We start from the raw sequence: 14,988 nt of genomic DNA on the forward strand, positions 1-14,988 counted from the left end.
CCTGAGAAAATAGCTCGATGCCAGGTAAAACATTCTCTGAATAGGTTGATGATGCGCTGATTGCTGAAGCAGTCACCATCACCACCTGCGAAGAAGCCACCTCATCTTGAGGTGGCTTTTTTGTTGTAAGGTTTTAGTAGTCTTTTGCGCCAATCTGTGCCAAGACGTTCGCTTCTTCGACGCTTAAGTGGGCAGATATGGCAGGCCTGCCAGCGTTGGAATAACGCTGAATGTGTTGATTTAAGTGCTGCGTTTGCTTATTTCGTTCTTCAGTCGTTCTTCCCGCTGCTTTTAATCGCGTTGTCTGTCGCTGCACGGGTGTTTGGCAAAACGGACAGTGTGGATAATGTTCTGGCCTCCGTGACGCAGGTCTTGCCGCCATCAGCAATCAGCCTGGTTGATTCAACTTTGCGTGGCTTGGTCGATCAAGGCTTCGGGGCTGGAATTCTCGGTGTTGTTGTTTTACTCCTCACAGCTAGTAATGCCTATTTAACGCTCCAGCGTGGAGCTGATCGGTTGTGGTCCGAGATTCTGCCGGAACCATTAATTGGTTTGTCTTGGTGGCAACAAGTTGTGCAGTTTTGTAGAACGCGTATTGAGGCTTTTCTGACTGTTTTTGCGATATCTGTTTTGATTGTTTTTCAACAGTTGGTGCTTAGCGTCGGGCAGCTTCCAGAAGAGATTCTTGGCATTTTGGATGGGGTTGTTCCTGGCTTGATGGGATTTGTGCGCTCCAGTCCAATTCTTCCCCTCGGGCGGATTCTTGTGCCAGCCTTGATCTTGTCCTTGATGGCCTGGCTGCTTCAGGTGGTGTTGCCCAGTCGTCGTGTTCCTTCGATCCCTCTCATCCCTGGCTCCTTGTTGATTGGATTTGGTCTGGCTTTTCTCAATAAAATTTTGAGTTTGAGTATTGTTTCCCTCGGTAATCGCTATCAGGCCTATGGCGTAATTGGCAGTGTTTTGGTTTTGACGCTTTGGGTCTGGTTGGTGGGTGTAATTCTTTATTTTGGCCAGTGTTTAAGTGTGGAATTGGTTGCAGTTCGTCTTGCCAAACCTCGGCTCGGGGAACCGAACAGTGTGACGCCTTGAACTTTGATTCAATTCTGCGAAGCTGATTCAACGGACCCTCTCCGTTGAAGCCAATGAACCGACCACCAGCAGTGTTGTGGATTGCAGTTGTTTTGCTGCTGCTGGTGCCAACCGCTGCCGGTCGTCTCTTGCTTGATCTCGCCGGTGGTGTGCTGCTGGCTCTAATCGCGCTTCCGTTGATCCTCTCGGGGCTGGGCTGGATTGGTTGGAAGCTTTTGCAGTCCAGGATGATCAGCTGTACCGCCTGCGGTGCCACCGGACTGAAGGGGGCTGGAGTTTGTGCAGTCTGTGGAACGCCCTATCCCAGTGCAGGAGACAATCCCGCCAGTGCTGCAGTCCCGTCTACTCCCGCCAGTGATCTCACCATTGACGTTGTCGCTCACGACGTGGATTCCGATTCTTGAGCCTGCAGCTGTCGTTCCCGCAGGAATAAGAAAAACGGAGCAGCACAGGCAAAGGCCACGCCAAAACTTAAGGGGATGGCCAGCCACCAGCCTTTGATCTTTTGACGTGGGCCTTCCACACAGATCCATAGCGTGACGGCACTGGCTCCCACCAGCAGGTCAGCGCTCAAGGAGCGTGAGGCGGCTGTGCTGTTGGAATCGGCGATAAATCGCGCCAAATCAAAGGCCTGTCCACCCCCTTCAGCGATGAACTCCAGGTTGGCTTTCCAGGGCAGGATCGCTCCCAACACAGCCAGAAGCAGATAGATCCAAGGCAGGGCTTTACGCATCGTTTGTGGCTTTGAGGGTTGTGGGATCGAGTTCGATAATCGACTGTTCGACGCTGTCGAGCAGCTTCTGGCAACGGTTCAGATAAACCTCGCCGTGGAGAACTTTTTGCTGCAAGTCCGCCAAGGCAACATTGTCGTTCTGCAGCTCAGCAAGCAGTAGATCCAGAGCCTGCATGGCTTCTTCGTAGCTCAGGCCTTCGGCATCCTTTCGCCAACCTTCGATGCGATCACGGTGCTCTTTGTTGACTTGGCGCTTGCTCATCAGGAGGTGGTGTTGGGTTCACTGCGCTGGATCTGATCGACCCGGGCCTCAAGGCTTCCGTCGCTCATTCGAATGTTGAGCTGATCACCGATCTTGACGGATTCCAGGCCTGAGATGGACTCGCCGGCTTCGTTGCTGATCAGGGCTAAGCCGCGTTTCAGCCAGCGTTCCGGTGAAAGCGCCTTGAGCAGTTGGTGCTTTTGGGCAAGCTCCTGGCGTAAGCGCCTGATCTTCTCCAGTGGAGATTGTTGCTGCAGCGCAACGGTCCGATCCTGAAGCCGCTGACGCTCGCGAAGGATCCTTCCCAGCAGTGCGTCTCTCAATCGGCTTTGCCGTTGCACAAGTGCCTGGCGTTCCGCCTCGCGGTCGGGCAGCAGTGCCACGATCGCCGCCGTTGGTGTGGCTGCGCGATGGTCTGCCACCAGGTCGGCGACGGTGAGATCGTCCTCATGGCCCAAGCCTGTTACGACAGGTATGGGGTAGTCCGCCAGGAGGCGGCAAAGGGCCTCGTTGTCGAACACTGCCAAGTCTTCTCGGCTGCCACCGCCGCGGGCGAGCACCAAAGCTTGAAGTCCCAGCTCGGTGGAGCGTTCGGCCAAGTTCTCCAGGGTGCTGATGATCGTCGGGGCCACGGACCCCTGCACAGGAATCGGCACCACGATCAGTTGGGTCAGGGGCCAGCGTTCCGCCGCGGTGCGGAGCATGTCGGCCAGGGCGGAACTAGGCACGCTGGTGAGCACTGCGATGGACGAGGGTTGGCTCGGAAGCGGCCTCTGACGGCTGGGGTCGATCACCCCTTGCTGTTCCAGCAGTTGACGCACCCGTTCAAAGTCGCGGAGCACCGTGCCGAGACTGGGGCGGATGTCCAGCGCCTGAACCGTAAGGCTGGCCCGCGCTGCCCAGAAATTGAGCTTGCCCACAACGGTGACGCCGTCCCCGTCCTTGGGCTGATAGCTCAACTGCGCCAGTTTCGAAGCCCACACCACACCGGAAATACTGGCGGATCCGTCGGTGAGCGTGAGCCACAGGTGGCCCTTCTTGAGTTGAGGGCGGGAGATTGTTGCCTCCAGCAAAAAACGCGGCGCAAAGCCGCGTTCCAGCAGGCTTCCGATGGCTGTGTTCAGCTCAGCAACGGAATAGGTCGGAAGACGATCAACGCTCAAGGCGGCTGTAGGCGTAACCCCAGTAAATGCAGATAACGGCCGAGATGCTGGTCAGCAGAACGCCCCAGTGCTGGTGGATTTGGGTGGCACCAATCGTGCAGATCACCAAGGCGCTGCTGAGCAGCCTTGATCCATCACGTCTGTTCTGAACGTATAGCGGTGCCAACGATTGCCTCGGTGGAATCCTTCCCACTGTGCTGCATCAGCGGTGGCTGGTGGAGAGACAACAAAAAACCCCCCGGCAGGCCGAGGGGTCTTGTGAATCCGCGGCGCGGAATCAGCCGAGGCCGATCTGGGACAGGATGCCCTGGCCGGTCAGGAGCTCGGTGCCGAGGCCGATCACGATGCCCAGCATGGCCAGACGACCGTTCCAGGTCTCAGCGAAGTTGACGAAGCCGAAGCGTGCGTTGTCGGACATTGGTGTGAACCAGGTGGTTTCTACAAATGTAACAAAGGTTGGAGTTTTGTTGCATGTGCTAAGGGCTACGCAATTGGCCTTCCGCACATTTTTCAAGGTCGTCCTTCGTCCGACCTGCGTTTGGTCCGGGACGTCGGCAGCGCCTCGCGGGGATCGTCGGGCCAGGGGTGCTTGGGGTAGCGTCCCCTCATCTCCCGGCGCACCTCCTGGTAGCTGCCTTGCCAGAAGCCTTTGAGGTCGCGTGTGCGTTGCAGGGGACGTCCGGCTGGTGAGAGCAGTTCCAGCGTGATGGGGATGCGGCCATTCAGCACGTGGGGGCCGTCGTCAGATCCGAACATCTCCTGCAATTTCACGGCGAGGATGACCTCATCGGCGGTGTAAAGGAGTGCCGCCTGGCGGCCGGAGGGTATCGGGATGCGGCGCGGCAGCAGACCATCCAGTTGTTGCCTGAAGCTCCAGTTCAGATCGCCCCAAAGTGCTTCTTCCAAAACTGTGACGCTGATGTCGTTCCAGCCCAGGCAGCCTTCCAGGCTGGGACCAAGCCAGGTGTCAGCCTGCTCCAGCAGTGTTGTCAGATCGCGATCAGGCCAGGGGGCGCCAACCTTTTGGTGCATCAATGCCAGCCTTTGGCGCAGCTGATGGGAGCTGTCTGTCCATGGCAGGGCATCAAGGCTGGCACTCTTCTTCAGCTGCTCAATCAGCAGGGTTCGGCAGAGCGCTGGGGCTGGCGAAGGCTGTGGCGTGCGGCGCACCACCAACGCCCCCAGTTTCAGCTGGCGTTCGGCGCGGACCCGCTGGCGGTCAGGATCCCAGCTGGCCTCGTCCTGCCAGTGGCCGTCCCGCTCAGCGATGCTCTCCAGAGTGCTCTGGCTCAGGGCTACTGCCATCTGGATCCGCGTGTCCCTGCCGCCCATGTCGACCCTGGCAACGGCCAGGGCTGGACTGCCCAGGAGCGGATCCCAGGGCAGCAGCGTGGCTCCGCGGCCCTGACGCAGCTGATAGCGACCGGTCTGGTCTGGACGCTGTTGCGCCAGCCATTCCGGAAAGGCCGCCAGGATCAGATCGCCAGCATTGACGGAAGCGTCTCGCTCCTGGTGTGAGGTGCCAAGTCGTTTCAGTTGACGTCGGAGTTGCTGGCTGAGCGTTCGCAGGGACGGATGGCGCTGGATGTTGTTGAGCCGGGCCTCGAGATCGCTGCCGATTTGGCGGCGATCGAAGGGATCCCGTTCGCTGAGGATTGCCGCCAGATCACACCCCAGCTGTGGGGCGCCCTGTTCATGGGCTTCCAGCAGCAGCATTCCGAGACGGGGGTGAACACCTAGGCCGCCGATCAACCGTCCTCGCTCGCTGATGCGGCCGTCGAGCTCCAGCAGGCCGAGTTGTTGCAGGCCGTGCTGTCCCTCCTGCATGGCTGCTGCGGGGGGAGGGTCCAACCACGGCAACTCTTCTCCTAGCCCAGCTCCCCACTGGGCCAGTTCCATCAGCACCGGCTGGGGATCTGCCAGCAGAAGTTCAGGGGGGTGAAAGGGGGGGCGTCGTTGTTGCTCTGCCGGCGACCAGAGGCGGATGCAGCGGCCCGGACACTGTCGTCCTGCCCGGCCCCGGCGCTGCTCTGCACTGGCCAGGCTGGAGACCACCGTCTCCAGGCCCTCCATGCGGGTGTTGGGGTCATAGCGCAGTTGACGGCTGAGGCCACTGTCAATCACCAGGCGAACTCCATCGATGGTGAGGGAGCTCTCGGCAATGGCGCTGGCCAGGATGATGCTTCCGTCCTGGTTGGGTTCGCAGCGCTGCAGGGCTGAACTCTGCTGCTGCAAGGGCAGTTGACCATGCAGCGCCTGAATCTTCCAGTTCTGCAGGGAAGGGGCGGCCGTCAGGGTCTGCCTGCAGCGTTCAATCTCCGCTAGCCCCGGCAGGAAAACAAGAACACCGCTCCCCTGCGGTTGGTCGAGGGTGTGTTGCTCGATGGCGCGTAACACCTGCTTTGGCAGGGGTTCGTCCGGCCGTGGTGGTTGGTGGTGGGTCTCCACCGGGTAACAGCGGCCCGGGCTTTCCAGCACCGTCGCTTTGGGGAGTCGTTCCCTTAGATCGGATAGATCCAGCGTGGCCGACATCAAGATCACGGCGAGATCGGGATTCAGCAGAGGCCTCGCCTCTCGCAGCAAGGCGAGGGACAGGTCCGCATCACGCCCCCGCTCATGAAATTCATCAAAGATCACGCACCCCACCCCATCCAGCGAGGGGTCGCTCTGCAAGCGCCGCAGGAAGAGGCCGCCAGTGATCACCTCCACCTGGGTGCGCCCGGAACGCTTCTGTTCCCCGCGCACGGCATACCCGATGCGCGCACCGATCTCTTCTCCGAGGCTCGCGGCAAGGCGGGCGGCGGCAGCTTTGGTGGCCAGCCGCCGTGGCTCGATCATCCAGATTTTCTGACGGTCTTTAAGAATGCAATGGCCTTCCGTCAGGGCTCCGATCAGCGCCAGGGGAACCCGTGTGGTCTTGCCCGCCCCAGGCGGTGCCTGGAGCAGAACCGTTTGCCCTGGGCGCACCACAGAACAGATCTGCTCCAACAGGGCATCGATCGGGAACTGGCTCAAAGCGGTGTTGCCGCTCGCTTCACGGGACGAGATTCATCAGACCTAAAAGCATCAGGCTGCTGATGGCGCCGACCGCGGCCAACAGCCGCACAAGCGGGCCGATGGAAACAACAAGGGAGGCCATAAAGACTTTCTTAAAGGCCGAATTGATTCCGGTCTAGCTCCCTTGTCTGTCGCCTCGCTGCATTCATTCGCACGCCTTTACAGAATCCCCGTGCTTGATCAGCGCACGTGACGGGTCCCATCAACGGGGTGATACTCCTCTCCAGTGAGCTCCTCGAACACGATGGCCGGGAGGCCCGTCTCGAACATGGTCTGCAGCGCTTCCTTGAGATAAGGGTTCCAGCCTCCGGTGCTCACCTGGCCGTGGCGGACGGTCCAGTCCCAGGTGCCCTGAAGGTCACGGGGGATCCGGCCTTCCCGGTCACGACGGGCCACCAGATCAAGAGATTCGACAAGGCCCACGGTGATGGGCTCCTTTCCGTAGGCCGGAGTCAGGCTCAATTCCAGGCGAACCGGATCTTCTTTCATCAGCCGAAGCCGAAACCGGGGGGGCAGCTTGATGCCCTTGATGACCGCGGCAACGATGCGTGTTCTCTGATCCACTCAGGCGACCCCTGTCGACTCCAAGCGCCCAATTTATTCAGTGCCGGGTCCAGCGGCCGTCGAGGCTTCGTCATCGTCACCACCAAAGCGCACCGTCAGCAGGGCTTCTTCCGTGATGCGCCCCTCGCTGTCCAGCAGTTCTGGGTGGACGGTGACCTGGCCTGTGCGGTCGCTAGGAGCGTTGCTGGGCACGCTGTTGATCGGACCGCTGGCAGCGCGAAAACCCTTGCTCATCACGCGGAAGGCCTGCCACAACAGGGCCACGAATAGCGCTCCGTAGATGAGGGGAAACATCGAACCGAGCATGACCCTCCGTCCCAGCTAGACGTCTGCATCCTCACGCTATCGGGACCCCGGTCGCATGTGGTCACAGCTTTGACATGGAACGTGGCTTTTTTGGGATCTGCTCTGCGTAGCGTCGAGGCAGCCGATCGCCCTGAAGCTGTGGTCAACTCCCAGTCCCGCCCGCTAGTCGTCTCCGCTTTGGCGGGGGGATTGCTGGTGGCCGGTGTGTCGGTGCTTCCCTTAACCGTTGCGCCTCAGCAGGCCGAGGCCCGCCCGGCCATCCGTCGTGACTCATTCGTGGCAGCCGCTGTGAAGCGCAGTGGTCCGGCAGTGGTCACCCTGGAGACGGCGCGGACCGTCAATCAGTCCAGTGTTGCGGGTGTGCCGCCGGCCCTGATGCGGGACCCCTTGTTTCGCCACTTCTTCGGCATCCCACGCTCCACAGCCCCGCGCTCCCGGGTGCAGCGCGGCCAAGGCAGTGGGGTGATCTTCGATGCCAAGGGCCTGCTGCTGACCAACGCCCATGTGGTGGAGGGGGCAGATCAACTGACCGTGGGCCTCTCCGATGGCAGGAGGGTGCCCGCCCGAGTGGTGGGAAAAGACAACCTCACCGATCTCGCAGTGGTGCGTCTGGAGGCCCCCGGGCCCTGGCCTGTTGCCGATCTGGGGAATTCCGACCGGCTCAGCGTGGGCGACTGGGCGATTGCCGTGGGCAATCCCTACGGGCTGGAAAGCACGGTGACCCTTGGAATCATCAGCAACCTCAATCGCAATGTTGCCCAGCTGGGAATTTCCGGCAAACGTCTTGATCTGATTCAGACCGACGCGGCGATCAATCCCGGCAACTCGGGCGGGCCATTGCTCAATGCCGACGGTGAAGTGATCGGCATCAACACCTTGGTGCGATCAGGACCTGGGGCGGGTCTGGGCTTTGCTATCCCGATTAATCGCGCTCGAACGATTGCTCAGCAGCTGGTCTCCAGCGGCAAGGCCCGTCATCCTGTGATCGGCATCCGTCTGTCGCCGGTGCCCCGGCCCACCCCCACATCCCCGGTGCCGCCAGGTGCGGTGATTCGCGGGGTCCAGCCTGGAGGGCCAGCGGACCGCGCCGGGCTCAAGGTGGATGATGTGATCACGCGTCTTGATGGTCAGGCTGTCGCTGACCCTGCCGCGGTGGTCAGTTCCATTGAACGTCGCGGTGTCGGTGCCTCGATTGTGCTGGAGGTGAAGCGTGGTCAGGAGCTGGTCACGATTGACGTCAAGCCGGTCGATTTATCGGCCTTGACTCCTGGCTGATGCTGCGGGCTTAGGCGTCGTCGGCGTCCCTCAGTTGTTCAACGCATTGGGTGATGCACTCGCCATCGTCGAGCGAGCAGGTGGTGATGCACTCGAAATAGGTTTCCACCGCGTCCCAGGTCTGTTCATGGGGTGCCGGGCCTGGGGTTGATGACCCGCCAACGGTTTCGATGTTGCCTGGGCCGGAAACCATGTTCATCGGTGCTACGGGTCAGTTTTGTCAGCTTATGCAGATGAAAACTGCAGGTAAAGAGAAATAAGTCTTCCTGCCTAAGACTGTGTGAAGTTTTCGGTGCTGCGGTCTGATGCCAGTCAGGCCGCCTTTTTGCGCCGGGCATCTCGAGCTTTTTGCTTTTCCTTGTTGGCTTTCCGCTTGGCTTCTCGCTCCACAGCCAGTTCTTTCTCCTTGGCTTCAGCCCTTTCCTCTTCTTTTTTCTCGAGGTAGTAGTTGTAATCCCCTCTGTACATCACCAGTTCGCCCTCTCGCAGTTCGACGATCCGGTTGGCCACGCGGGATATGAAATAGCGGTCGTGAGAGACCAGCAGCGCCGCTCCTTCGTAGGCCATCAAGGCGTCCTCGAGCATCTGCTTGGCCGGGATGTCGAGGTGATTGGTGGGCTCATCCAAGACCAGAAGATTGCAGGGGGTGAGCAGCATTAGCGCCAGTGCAAGACGGGCTTTCTCGCCTCCGCTGAGCTTTCCAACCTCCTTGAACACCGTGTCGTTGCTGAAGCAAAAACTGCCCAGCAGCGAACGAACTTGGGTCTGGGTCCAATCGGGGACCGCTTCGTACATCGTGTCAATCACGGTCTTGGACAGATTCAGGGCTTCGGCCTGGTTCTGTTCGAAGTAGCCCGCAATCACGTTGTGCTCCCCAAGCCTGGCACTGCCTTCATCGGGGGTTTCAACCCCCATCACCAGGCGCAGCAGGGTCGACTTGCCCGCACCATTGGGGCCGACGAAGGCGATGCGGTCACCCCGTTCAACCTCCAGTTCAGCCCCCAGGAACAGGATTTTGTCCCCATAGCTATGGGTGACGTTGTCGATCAAGGCAACCTGAGCTCCGGAGCGCGGGGCAGGCGGGAACTGAAAACTTGGCCCGGCCACGGATTCGATCGGCGCCTCCACCCGTTCCACCTTGTCCAGTTGCTTCTCTCGGCTTTTGGCTTGGGTGCTGCGGGTAGCGCTGGCACGAAAACGATCGATATAAGCCTGTTGGGTGGCGATGTCTTTCTGCTGGCGTTCGAAGGCCGCCTGCGTGGCCTCCCGTTCCATTTGTTTCTGTTCCAGGTGGGCGGTGTAGTTCCCCAGGTAGCTACGGGACACCCCCCTCTCCGTGGAGACAATTTGATTGCAGACCCGGTCGAGGAAGGTGCGGTCGTGGCTGATCACCACGAGGGCAGCGCTCTGCTCCAGCAGGTAGTTCTCCAGCCACTGGATGGTCTCGACATCCAGATGGTTGGTCGGTTCGTCCAGCAGCAGCAGATCCGGTTCCTGGAGCAGGATTTTCCCCAGGGCGATTCGCATCTGCCAGCCCCCGGAATAGTCCTTCACCTGCAGCTCAGCGCCCTCCGGAGTGAATCCGATCGTGGGCAGGAGCTTGTCGATGCGGGCATCGAGTTCGTAGCCATGCAGTGCTTCGAAGCGGCTCTGCAGCTGTCCCAGTTTTTGGATCAGCTGGTCTAGATGATCCGGATCTTCAGCAGCGCGTTCCGACCCCATGGCTTCTTCCACCTGCTGTTGCCGGTTCATCACTTCGGCGGCTTCGCCGAAGGCTTGAAACAGTTCCTGGCGCACGGTGCGCTCCAGGTCCACGTCGAATTCCTGTTGGAGGTAGGCGATGCGGGGCTCCCCTTGCCGAACCACCTGGCCGCTGGTGGGCTCTTCGTGCCCGGCAATCAGACGCATCTGGGTGGACTTGCCGGCGCCGTTCACCCCCACCAGGCCGATCCTGTCTCCGGGTTTCACCTCCCAGGTCACGGCCCGGAGCACTTCCCCCGTCGGGTAGATCTTGCTGACGTTTTCGAGTCGCAGCACCGGCGGAAGGCGTGATGCCCCCCATCATCCCTGTCGGCAAACTGGTGACGGTTCCCGGAGGCTGGTCGCCATGCTGAAACTGGAGCAGCTGGCCGCTCTCGTGGTGGCTGCAGGCTTGGCGATCGTGAGTTATTTGCTCTTCTTCAGTTGGGCCGGAGGTGGCGGATACGAACGCCGTCAGCGCACTGAGCCCAAGGCATTCCTGACGTCCGAAGCTCCAGAGTTCAAAGACCGCCTCTCGCCTTGACCAGCCAGCGTTGGCTGTCTTCATCATCGAGGCTGGCCAGATGCTCCCGCACCTCTTGGGTCGTGACGGGTAGCCCTAGTTGGTCGCCCAGGCTGCAGATGCTGGCCATGGCGCCGTTGGGATCTTGCAGCGCCTGACGGAACAGCGCCTGGGTCTGCTCCGGATTGCTACTGATTCGGGCGTACAGCTCTGCGGCGTTGGAAGCCATCGCGATCTGAGCAACTGCTCAAACGCTATTCAGAGCCGAAGGTCTTGTCAGGCGGCTTGTTCGATGCCGTCATCGTGCTGCCCCAAGGCCGAGGCGTCCTTCATGCTGCGGGCATCCATGCAGAGCACTTTGCGCAGTTGGGCGTAGTTGGCGGCCTGGGTGCTGCGCCCTTCCTGGGAGGCGTTGTATTCGGCCCTTTGCAACACGTGGTGCAGGTGGGTCAGCAGGTAAGTGCTGACCACAGCTGAAACCAGCACGTCACTGTTTTCAGCGCTGCGACGAGGGCGTCGGGACCGAGGGCGGGAGCCGGCTGGGCTGCGACGGGGGCGTGGTGTGGCTTGTGTCATGGGGTACTCCGAGGAGGACCAATGCCCCCACCATAGTCATGGATACTACCCTTGACCATCTCTGTACACTTTTTAGTAGCAGAGCCTCTTCTTGGGGATCCGGTCGTGCCCACCCGTCAGACCTCATCCAGTGGGAAGCCCAAGTCCCCAAGAATTCAGGTGGTTCTGCCTGAGGATCTTTGTGAACGCTTGACCGCCATGGCCGAGCTGGAATCCCGCACGGTGAGCAACATGGCGCGGGTGCTGATCCAGCAGGGGGTTCAGCGCCACGAACAAGCTCTGGAGGCGTCTGCTCCCGCCCCAACCCGCGAGGAACGCTTGCGGTCGGCTCTGGAATCGCAACAGCCCCGCCGTTTGCGGGGCGCTCCCAGGCGCTTGCGCCTGCATCGGCCCGGTTAGGCCGGATTCACCTGTACGCCGAGCACGGCTTCCCGCCTGGCTCCGGTGACGGCGGGCACATTGCCGGGATGCCCTTTGTGGTGCCACCAGGCCAGTAACGCGAAGACCAGGGCTTCTCGGGCTGCAGTCGGCACCCCCAGCCTGCTGCTTTCGTCGAGCTGCAACCCTCGGCAGCGCCGCCGCAGCTCATCGATCAACACCGGGTTTTGACTGCCACCTCCAGCTGTGATCAGTTCGATTGGTGCGATGCCACGTCTTTGGCGCAGGTGCTCCAGATCCTGGGCGACCACAGCAGCGGGAAAAGCCGTCAGGGTTGCGATGGCGTCCGCCGCTGAGGCTCCACCGAGCTGAAGCAGGCGCCGGTTGAGGTCGTCCTGCCCGAAACACTCCCGTCCTGTGGATTTCGGTGGTGTCAGCTGGAAGTAATCCTCTTGAAGCCAGCGCTGGATCCAGCCCTCATCCGCACGGCCCTGCGCTGCCATCGCTCCACCATTGTCGAAGGGTTGGGCTCCATTGGTGAAGTGGCGCATGCCCAGGTCGATCAGGCTATTGGCCGGTCCGCAGTCCCATCCCAAGACAGCGGTATGGCGGTCGCCTCCACTGCCGGGGGGGATCAGGGTGAGGTTGGCAATGCCGCCCAGGTTCAGCAGTGCCCGCCAGCCCTGCGTGCGTCCCAGCAGCGCCGCATCTGCCCGAGGCACGAGCGGTGCTCCCTGTCCCCCAAGCACCAGATCAGCCGCGCGGAAGTTGTGGATCACCGGCCTTTGCAACAGATGGGCGAGCAGTGGGGCCTGCAGCATCTGCCAGCTGGCCCCTGCTGCCCCTTGGGCCGGGGGGCGGTGCCAGACGGTCTGGCCATGGCAGCCGATCAGCTCAGCTTGTGCATCGGGGTCGCAGGCCCGTGCCGCGTCGGCTTGCACCTCCGTGATGGCTTCTGCCAGCTCTAGCCAGACGGCTGCCGGCATCGGTTCGCCCTGGCCGGCTGCCACCACCTGCTGCTGCAGTTGGAGCGGATAGGGCTGATGGTGGTGGTGAAGCAGGGACCACTGAGGACGCTGGGATGGGCCGTCGAAGCGCGCCAGCACGGCATCAACACCGTCAGCACTGGTTCCGCTCATCAGCCCGAGGCAGTGCATCGGCTCAGTTTTTCGGGAGCCGTTGCAGGTCGTCCACCAGTCCCATCACCACCAGCAGATGTCCCTCCTCCAGCACGTGGGATGCCGGTGGGTTCACCATCAGGCTGCTTTGTGGTCCCGCCGCCAGCACGTTGACCCTGAAGTTTTTGCGCAAATTCAGATCCCTGAGCGAGCGCCCCACAAAGGGTTCTGGAACCTTGATCTCCTCGATGCAGTGCTGTTCATCCAGGGCCAGCCGCTCCATCAGGTTGGGGCGCACCAGTTCCAGCCCCAGGCGCTCGCCCTGCATCCGCGAGGGAAAGATCACTCGGTCGGCCCCCACCCGCTTCAGCATTTTTTCGTGGAGGTCACTCGTTGCCCTCGCGATCACCTGGCGAACGCGGCTCCCCTCGCTGTCTTTGGCGATCAAGGTCGCGGTGATGCTGGCTTCGATCGGTTCACTGATCGCCACCACAACAGTGCCCATTTCCAGCACGCCGGCTTCCCGCAGGGCCTCTTCGTCGGTGCAGTCCACGACGCGGGCCTCCACGCTGGGCTCCACTTGACGAAGTTCATCCACCGCTCGCTCTGAGCGGTCCACGGCCAGCACATCCGCTCCGTTCTGAAGCAGTTCCCGGCACACGGCGATGCCGAAACGGCCCACGCCGATGATCGCGAAGCCGAGGCGATCGCTGCCCTGGACCGGGCTCCACTGCCACCACTCCTTCATCGCTGCCTCCCCCGCTGATCGCGCTCAGACATACAGATCCTCGCTGGGGTAACCGACTCGATTCTGGCGATTCATCTGGATTTGTTCCTGAGTCATCGCTTCCCAGATCGCACTCAGCAGCAAAAGGATGCCCAGTCGTCCCACAAACATTCCCACCATCAGCACCGCCTGGCCGAAACGGGGGAGTTCAACGGTTACCCCCAGATCCAAACCCACGGTGGCAAAGGCGGAGATGCAGGTGAACAGCATTTCCATAAAGGTGAACGAATCCTTGCCGTTCAAATTGCTGGCGATGCTGATCAGCATCGCCATGGCCATCACGAACAGCAGGGAGCCCACCGTGATGCCGACGGCCCGCAGCACCACCTTGTCGCTGATACTTCTGTTGCGGATCACCACCACCTCCCGGCCCCGCAGGGTGGAGCGGGTGGCCGCCATCAAGGCCGCCACGGTGGTGGTCTTGATCCCACCCCCGGTGCCGCCGGGGCTGGCCCCGATGAACATCAGCACCATCAGCAGCAGCAGGCTGGATTCGGTGACGGTGTCGAGCGAGAGCGGAACGGTGCTGAAGCCGGCTGTGCGTGCCGTGACGGATTTGAACAGTGCGGTGAGCCACCGCTCAGACAAGGGCATGCCAGCGAAGATCTCGCCCTGGTTCAACCATTCCGTCAGGGCCAGCCCCCCTGCTCCGAAGGCGATCAAGATCATGGTGGTGCGCAGCACCAGGCGGGAGTGCAGGCTCAGACGACGCCGGCCTTGCCGTCTGCGCAGCAGCTGCGTGCTCAGATCGCTGGTGACCCGCCATCCCAGGCCGCCTGCCACGATCAGCAGCATCACCACGGCATTCACAACGCCATTGCTGCGGTAGCGCTCGAGGCTGTCGCTCCAGAGTCCGAATCCCGCGTTGTTGTAAGCCGAGATGCTGTGGAACAGCGCAGCCCAGAGGCGTTCTGCGTGGTTGGGGATGTCATCGAAGCCGAAGTGATACAGGATCACGGCCCCCAGCAGGATCACCAGCGTCGCCGTCAGGGCAATGCCACGAAACGTGCGCCCGACGCCCCCCACGCCGAATTCATCCAGGGCCTGGCCCCGGTCCAGCCGGCGTCGCAGGGCTGTTCCTTGCACCACAAAGCCCTGCAGAAACGTGGTGATGGCCATCAGGCCAAGGCCCCCCGCCAGGATCATCAGGGCCAGCACCACCTGGCCGAAAGTCGTGAGATCGGTGCCGATGTCGATGATCGACAGCCCCGTCACGGTGATGGCTGATGTGGCTGTGAACAGAGCTTCCCAAAGCCCAACGCGGCTTGAGGAGCACAGCGGAGTGGCCAAAAGCAGCGTGCCGATCAGCACCACTAGCAATCCAGTCACCACGGTGAACTGGGGAACCGTGAGCCGACGATGCCAGCCCTGGCTGCGTTCGATGGCCCTTCCGATCGGCACAGGCGCGCGTGAGATC

20 protein-coding genes are annotated in these 14,988 nt (G+C 61.3%); 5 read left to right on the forward strand and 15 right to left on the reverse strand.

Translation table 11 applies throughout. The features are described from left to right. Window positions 1-156: 156 nt before the first annotated feature. Both FZZ90_RS07155 and FZZ90_RS07160 read left to right on the forward strand, forming a co-directional pair. Window positions 157-1,089 carry a YihY/virulence factor BrkB family protein gene (locus FZZ90_RS07155; protein ID WP_226425046.1) on the forward strand — a complete coding sequence of 311 codons (933 nt, stop codon included), beginning with the start codon at window positions 157-159 and terminating at the stop codon, window positions 1,087-1,089. Between the two features lie 53 nt (window positions 1,090-1,142). Continuing rightward, entirely contained in the window at window positions 1,143-1,493 is a 351-nt protein-coding gene (locus FZZ90_RS07160) for a hypothetical protein (protein WP_226425047.1), read from the forward strand. On the opposite strand, the gene FZZ90_RS07165 is transcribed toward FZZ90_RS07160, so the two are convergent. From FZZ90_RS07165 to FZZ90_RS07200, 8 genes are all read right to left on the reverse strand, one after another. Then, on the reverse strand, window positions 1,469-1,822 hold the full coding sequence (locus FZZ90_RS07165) for a DUF2834 domain-containing protein (RefSeq protein WP_226425048.1): 354 nt from the start codon (window positions 1,820-1,822) through the stop codon (window positions 1,469-1,471). The two genes, FZZ90_RS07160 and FZZ90_RS07165, sit on opposite strands and share 25 nt — an antisense overlap. Continuing rightward, the gene (gene xseB, locus FZZ90_RS07170; protein ID WP_226425049.1) at window positions 1,815-2,084 is read right to left on the reverse strand and encodes an exodeoxyribonuclease VII small subunit; all 270 of its coding nucleotides are present in this window, start codon (window positions 2,082-2,084) and stop codon (window positions 1,815-1,817) included. Before xseB ends, FZZ90_RS07165 begins: the two co-directional genes overlap by 8 nt. Next, window positions 2,084-3,247 carry an exodeoxyribonuclease VII large subunit gene (xseA, locus tag FZZ90_RS07175; protein ID WP_226425050.1) on the reverse strand — a complete coding sequence of 388 codons (1,164 nt, stop codon included), beginning with the start codon at window positions 3,245-3,247 and terminating at the stop codon, window positions 2,084-2,086. The genes xseB and xseA overlap by 1 nt, the downstream gene beginning before the upstream one ends. Further along, window positions 3,237-3,413 carry a hypothetical protein gene (locus FZZ90_RS07180; RefSeq protein ID WP_170951512.1) on the reverse strand — a complete coding sequence of 59 codons (177 nt, stop codon included), beginning with the start codon at window positions 3,411-3,413 and terminating at the stop codon, window positions 3,237-3,239. Before FZZ90_RS07180 ends, xseA begins: the two co-directional genes overlap by 11 nt. Window positions 3,414-3,524: 111 nt before the next feature. Further along, window positions 3,525-3,665 carry a chlorophyll a/b-binding protein gene (locus FZZ90_RS07185; protein WP_011365253.1) on the reverse strand — a complete coding sequence of 47 codons (141 nt, stop codon included), beginning with the start codon at window positions 3,663-3,665 and terminating at the stop codon, window positions 3,525-3,527. 92 nt (window positions 3,666-3,757) lie between these two features. Further along, on the reverse strand, window positions 3,758-6,262 hold the full coding sequence (gene hrpB / locus FZZ90_RS07190) for an ATP-dependent helicase HrpB (RefSeq protein WP_226425051.1): 2,505 nt from the start codon (window positions 6,260-6,262) through the stop codon (window positions 3,758-3,760). A gap of 222 nt (window positions 6,263-6,484) precedes the next feature. Beyond that, on the reverse strand, window positions 6,485-6,868 hold the full coding sequence (locus tag FZZ90_RS07195; protein WP_226425052.1) for a hypothetical protein: 384 nt from the start codon (window positions 6,866-6,868) through the stop codon (window positions 6,485-6,487). A 33-nt stretch (window positions 6,869-6,901) separates the two neighbouring features. Then, window positions 6,902-7,174 (reverse strand): DUF2973 domain-containing protein, encoded by a 273-nt coding sequence (locus FZZ90_RS07200; protein ID WP_226425053.1) that lies wholly within the window; start codon window positions 7,172-7,174, stop codon window positions 6,902-6,904. Window positions 7,175-7,264: 90 nt separating this feature from the next. Here FZZ90_RS07200 and FZZ90_RS07205 point away from each other — a divergent pair, with 90 nt between their 5' ends. After that, on the forward strand, window positions 7,265-8,449 hold the full coding sequence (locus FZZ90_RS07205; RefSeq protein WP_255613699.1) for a trypsin-like peptidase domain-containing protein: 1,185 nt from the start codon (window positions 7,265-7,267) through the stop codon (window positions 8,447-8,449). Window positions 8,450-8,459: 10 nt separating this feature from the next. Here the strand turns inward: FZZ90_RS07205 and FZZ90_RS07210 are convergent, their stop codons facing one another. Further along, entirely contained in the window at window positions 8,460-8,648 is a 189-nt protein-coding gene (locus FZZ90_RS07210; protein ID WP_226425054.1) for a hypothetical protein, read from the reverse strand. 113 nt (window positions 8,649-8,761) lie between these two features. Further along, complete coding sequence (locus FZZ90_RS07215) at window positions 8,762-10,486, reverse strand: ABC-F family ATP-binding cassette domain-containing protein (RefSeq protein ID WP_370631039.1); 1,725 nt, start codon at window positions 10,484-10,486, stop codon at window positions 8,762-8,764. A gap of 70 nt (window positions 10,487-10,556) precedes the next feature. On the opposite strand from FZZ90_RS07215, the gene FZZ90_RS07220 reads away from it, so the two are divergent. Continuing rightward, window positions 10,557-10,733, forward strand: a complete 177-nt coding sequence (locus FZZ90_RS07220; protein ID WP_226425055.1) for a hypothetical protein — start codon at window positions 10,557-10,559, stop codon at window positions 10,731-10,733. Here the strand turns inward: FZZ90_RS07220 and FZZ90_RS07225 are convergent. Together FZZ90_RS07225 and FZZ90_RS07230 are read right to left on the reverse strand one after the other, a co-directional pair. Continuing rightward, window positions 10,711-10,941 carry a hypothetical protein gene (locus FZZ90_RS07225; RefSeq protein ID WP_226425056.1) on the reverse strand — a complete coding sequence of 77 codons (231 nt, stop codon included), beginning with the start codon at window positions 10,939-10,941 and terminating at the stop codon, window positions 10,711-10,713. The genes FZZ90_RS07220 and FZZ90_RS07225 overlap by 23 nt on opposite strands. A gap of 47 nt (window positions 10,942-10,988) precedes the next feature. Next, window positions 10,989-11,288 carry a hypothetical protein gene (locus tag FZZ90_RS07230; RefSeq protein WP_226425057.1) on the reverse strand — a complete coding sequence of 100 codons (300 nt, stop codon included), beginning with the start codon at window positions 11,286-11,288 and terminating at the stop codon, window positions 10,989-10,991. Window positions 11,289-11,393: 105 nt separating this feature from the next. Here FZZ90_RS07230 and FZZ90_RS07235 point away from each other — a divergent pair, with 105 nt between their 5' ends. Continuing rightward, on the forward strand, window positions 11,394-11,687 hold the full coding sequence (locus FZZ90_RS07235; RefSeq protein WP_115093073.1) for a hypothetical protein: 294 nt from the start codon (window positions 11,394-11,396) through the stop codon (window positions 11,685-11,687). Here FZZ90_RS07235 and FZZ90_RS07240 read toward each other — a convergent pair. The 3 genes from FZZ90_RS07240 to FZZ90_RS07250 are packed head-to-tail and all read right to left on the reverse strand — an operon-like array spanning window position 11,684 to window position 14,972. Beyond that, on the reverse strand, window positions 11,684-12,823 hold the full coding sequence (locus FZZ90_RS07240) for an anhydro-N-acetylmuramic acid kinase (RefSeq protein WP_226425058.1): 1,140 nt from the start codon (window positions 12,821-12,823) through the stop codon (window positions 11,684-11,686). The two genes, FZZ90_RS07235 and FZZ90_RS07240, sit on opposite strands and share 4 nt — an antisense overlap. Before the next feature lie 4 nt (window positions 12,824-12,827). Beyond that, window positions 12,828-13,532 carry a TrkA family potassium uptake protein gene (locus FZZ90_RS07245; RefSeq protein WP_226414438.1) on the reverse strand — a complete coding sequence of 235 codons (705 nt, stop codon included), beginning with the start codon at window positions 13,530-13,532 and terminating at the stop codon, window positions 12,828-12,830. A gap of 24 nt (window positions 13,533-13,556) precedes the next feature. Next, window positions 13,557-14,972 (reverse strand): TrkH family potassium uptake protein, encoded by a 1,416-nt coding sequence (locus FZZ90_RS07250; RefSeq protein WP_226425059.1) that lies wholly within the window; start codon window positions 14,970-14,972, stop codon window positions 13,557-13,559. Window positions 14,973-14,988 lie beyond the last annotated feature (16 nt).

This window comes from Synechococcus sp. MU1617 (genome assembly GCF_020514235.1).
GTDB lineage: Bacteria > Cyanobacteriota > Cyanobacteriia > PCC-6307 > Cyanobiaceae > Parasynechococcus.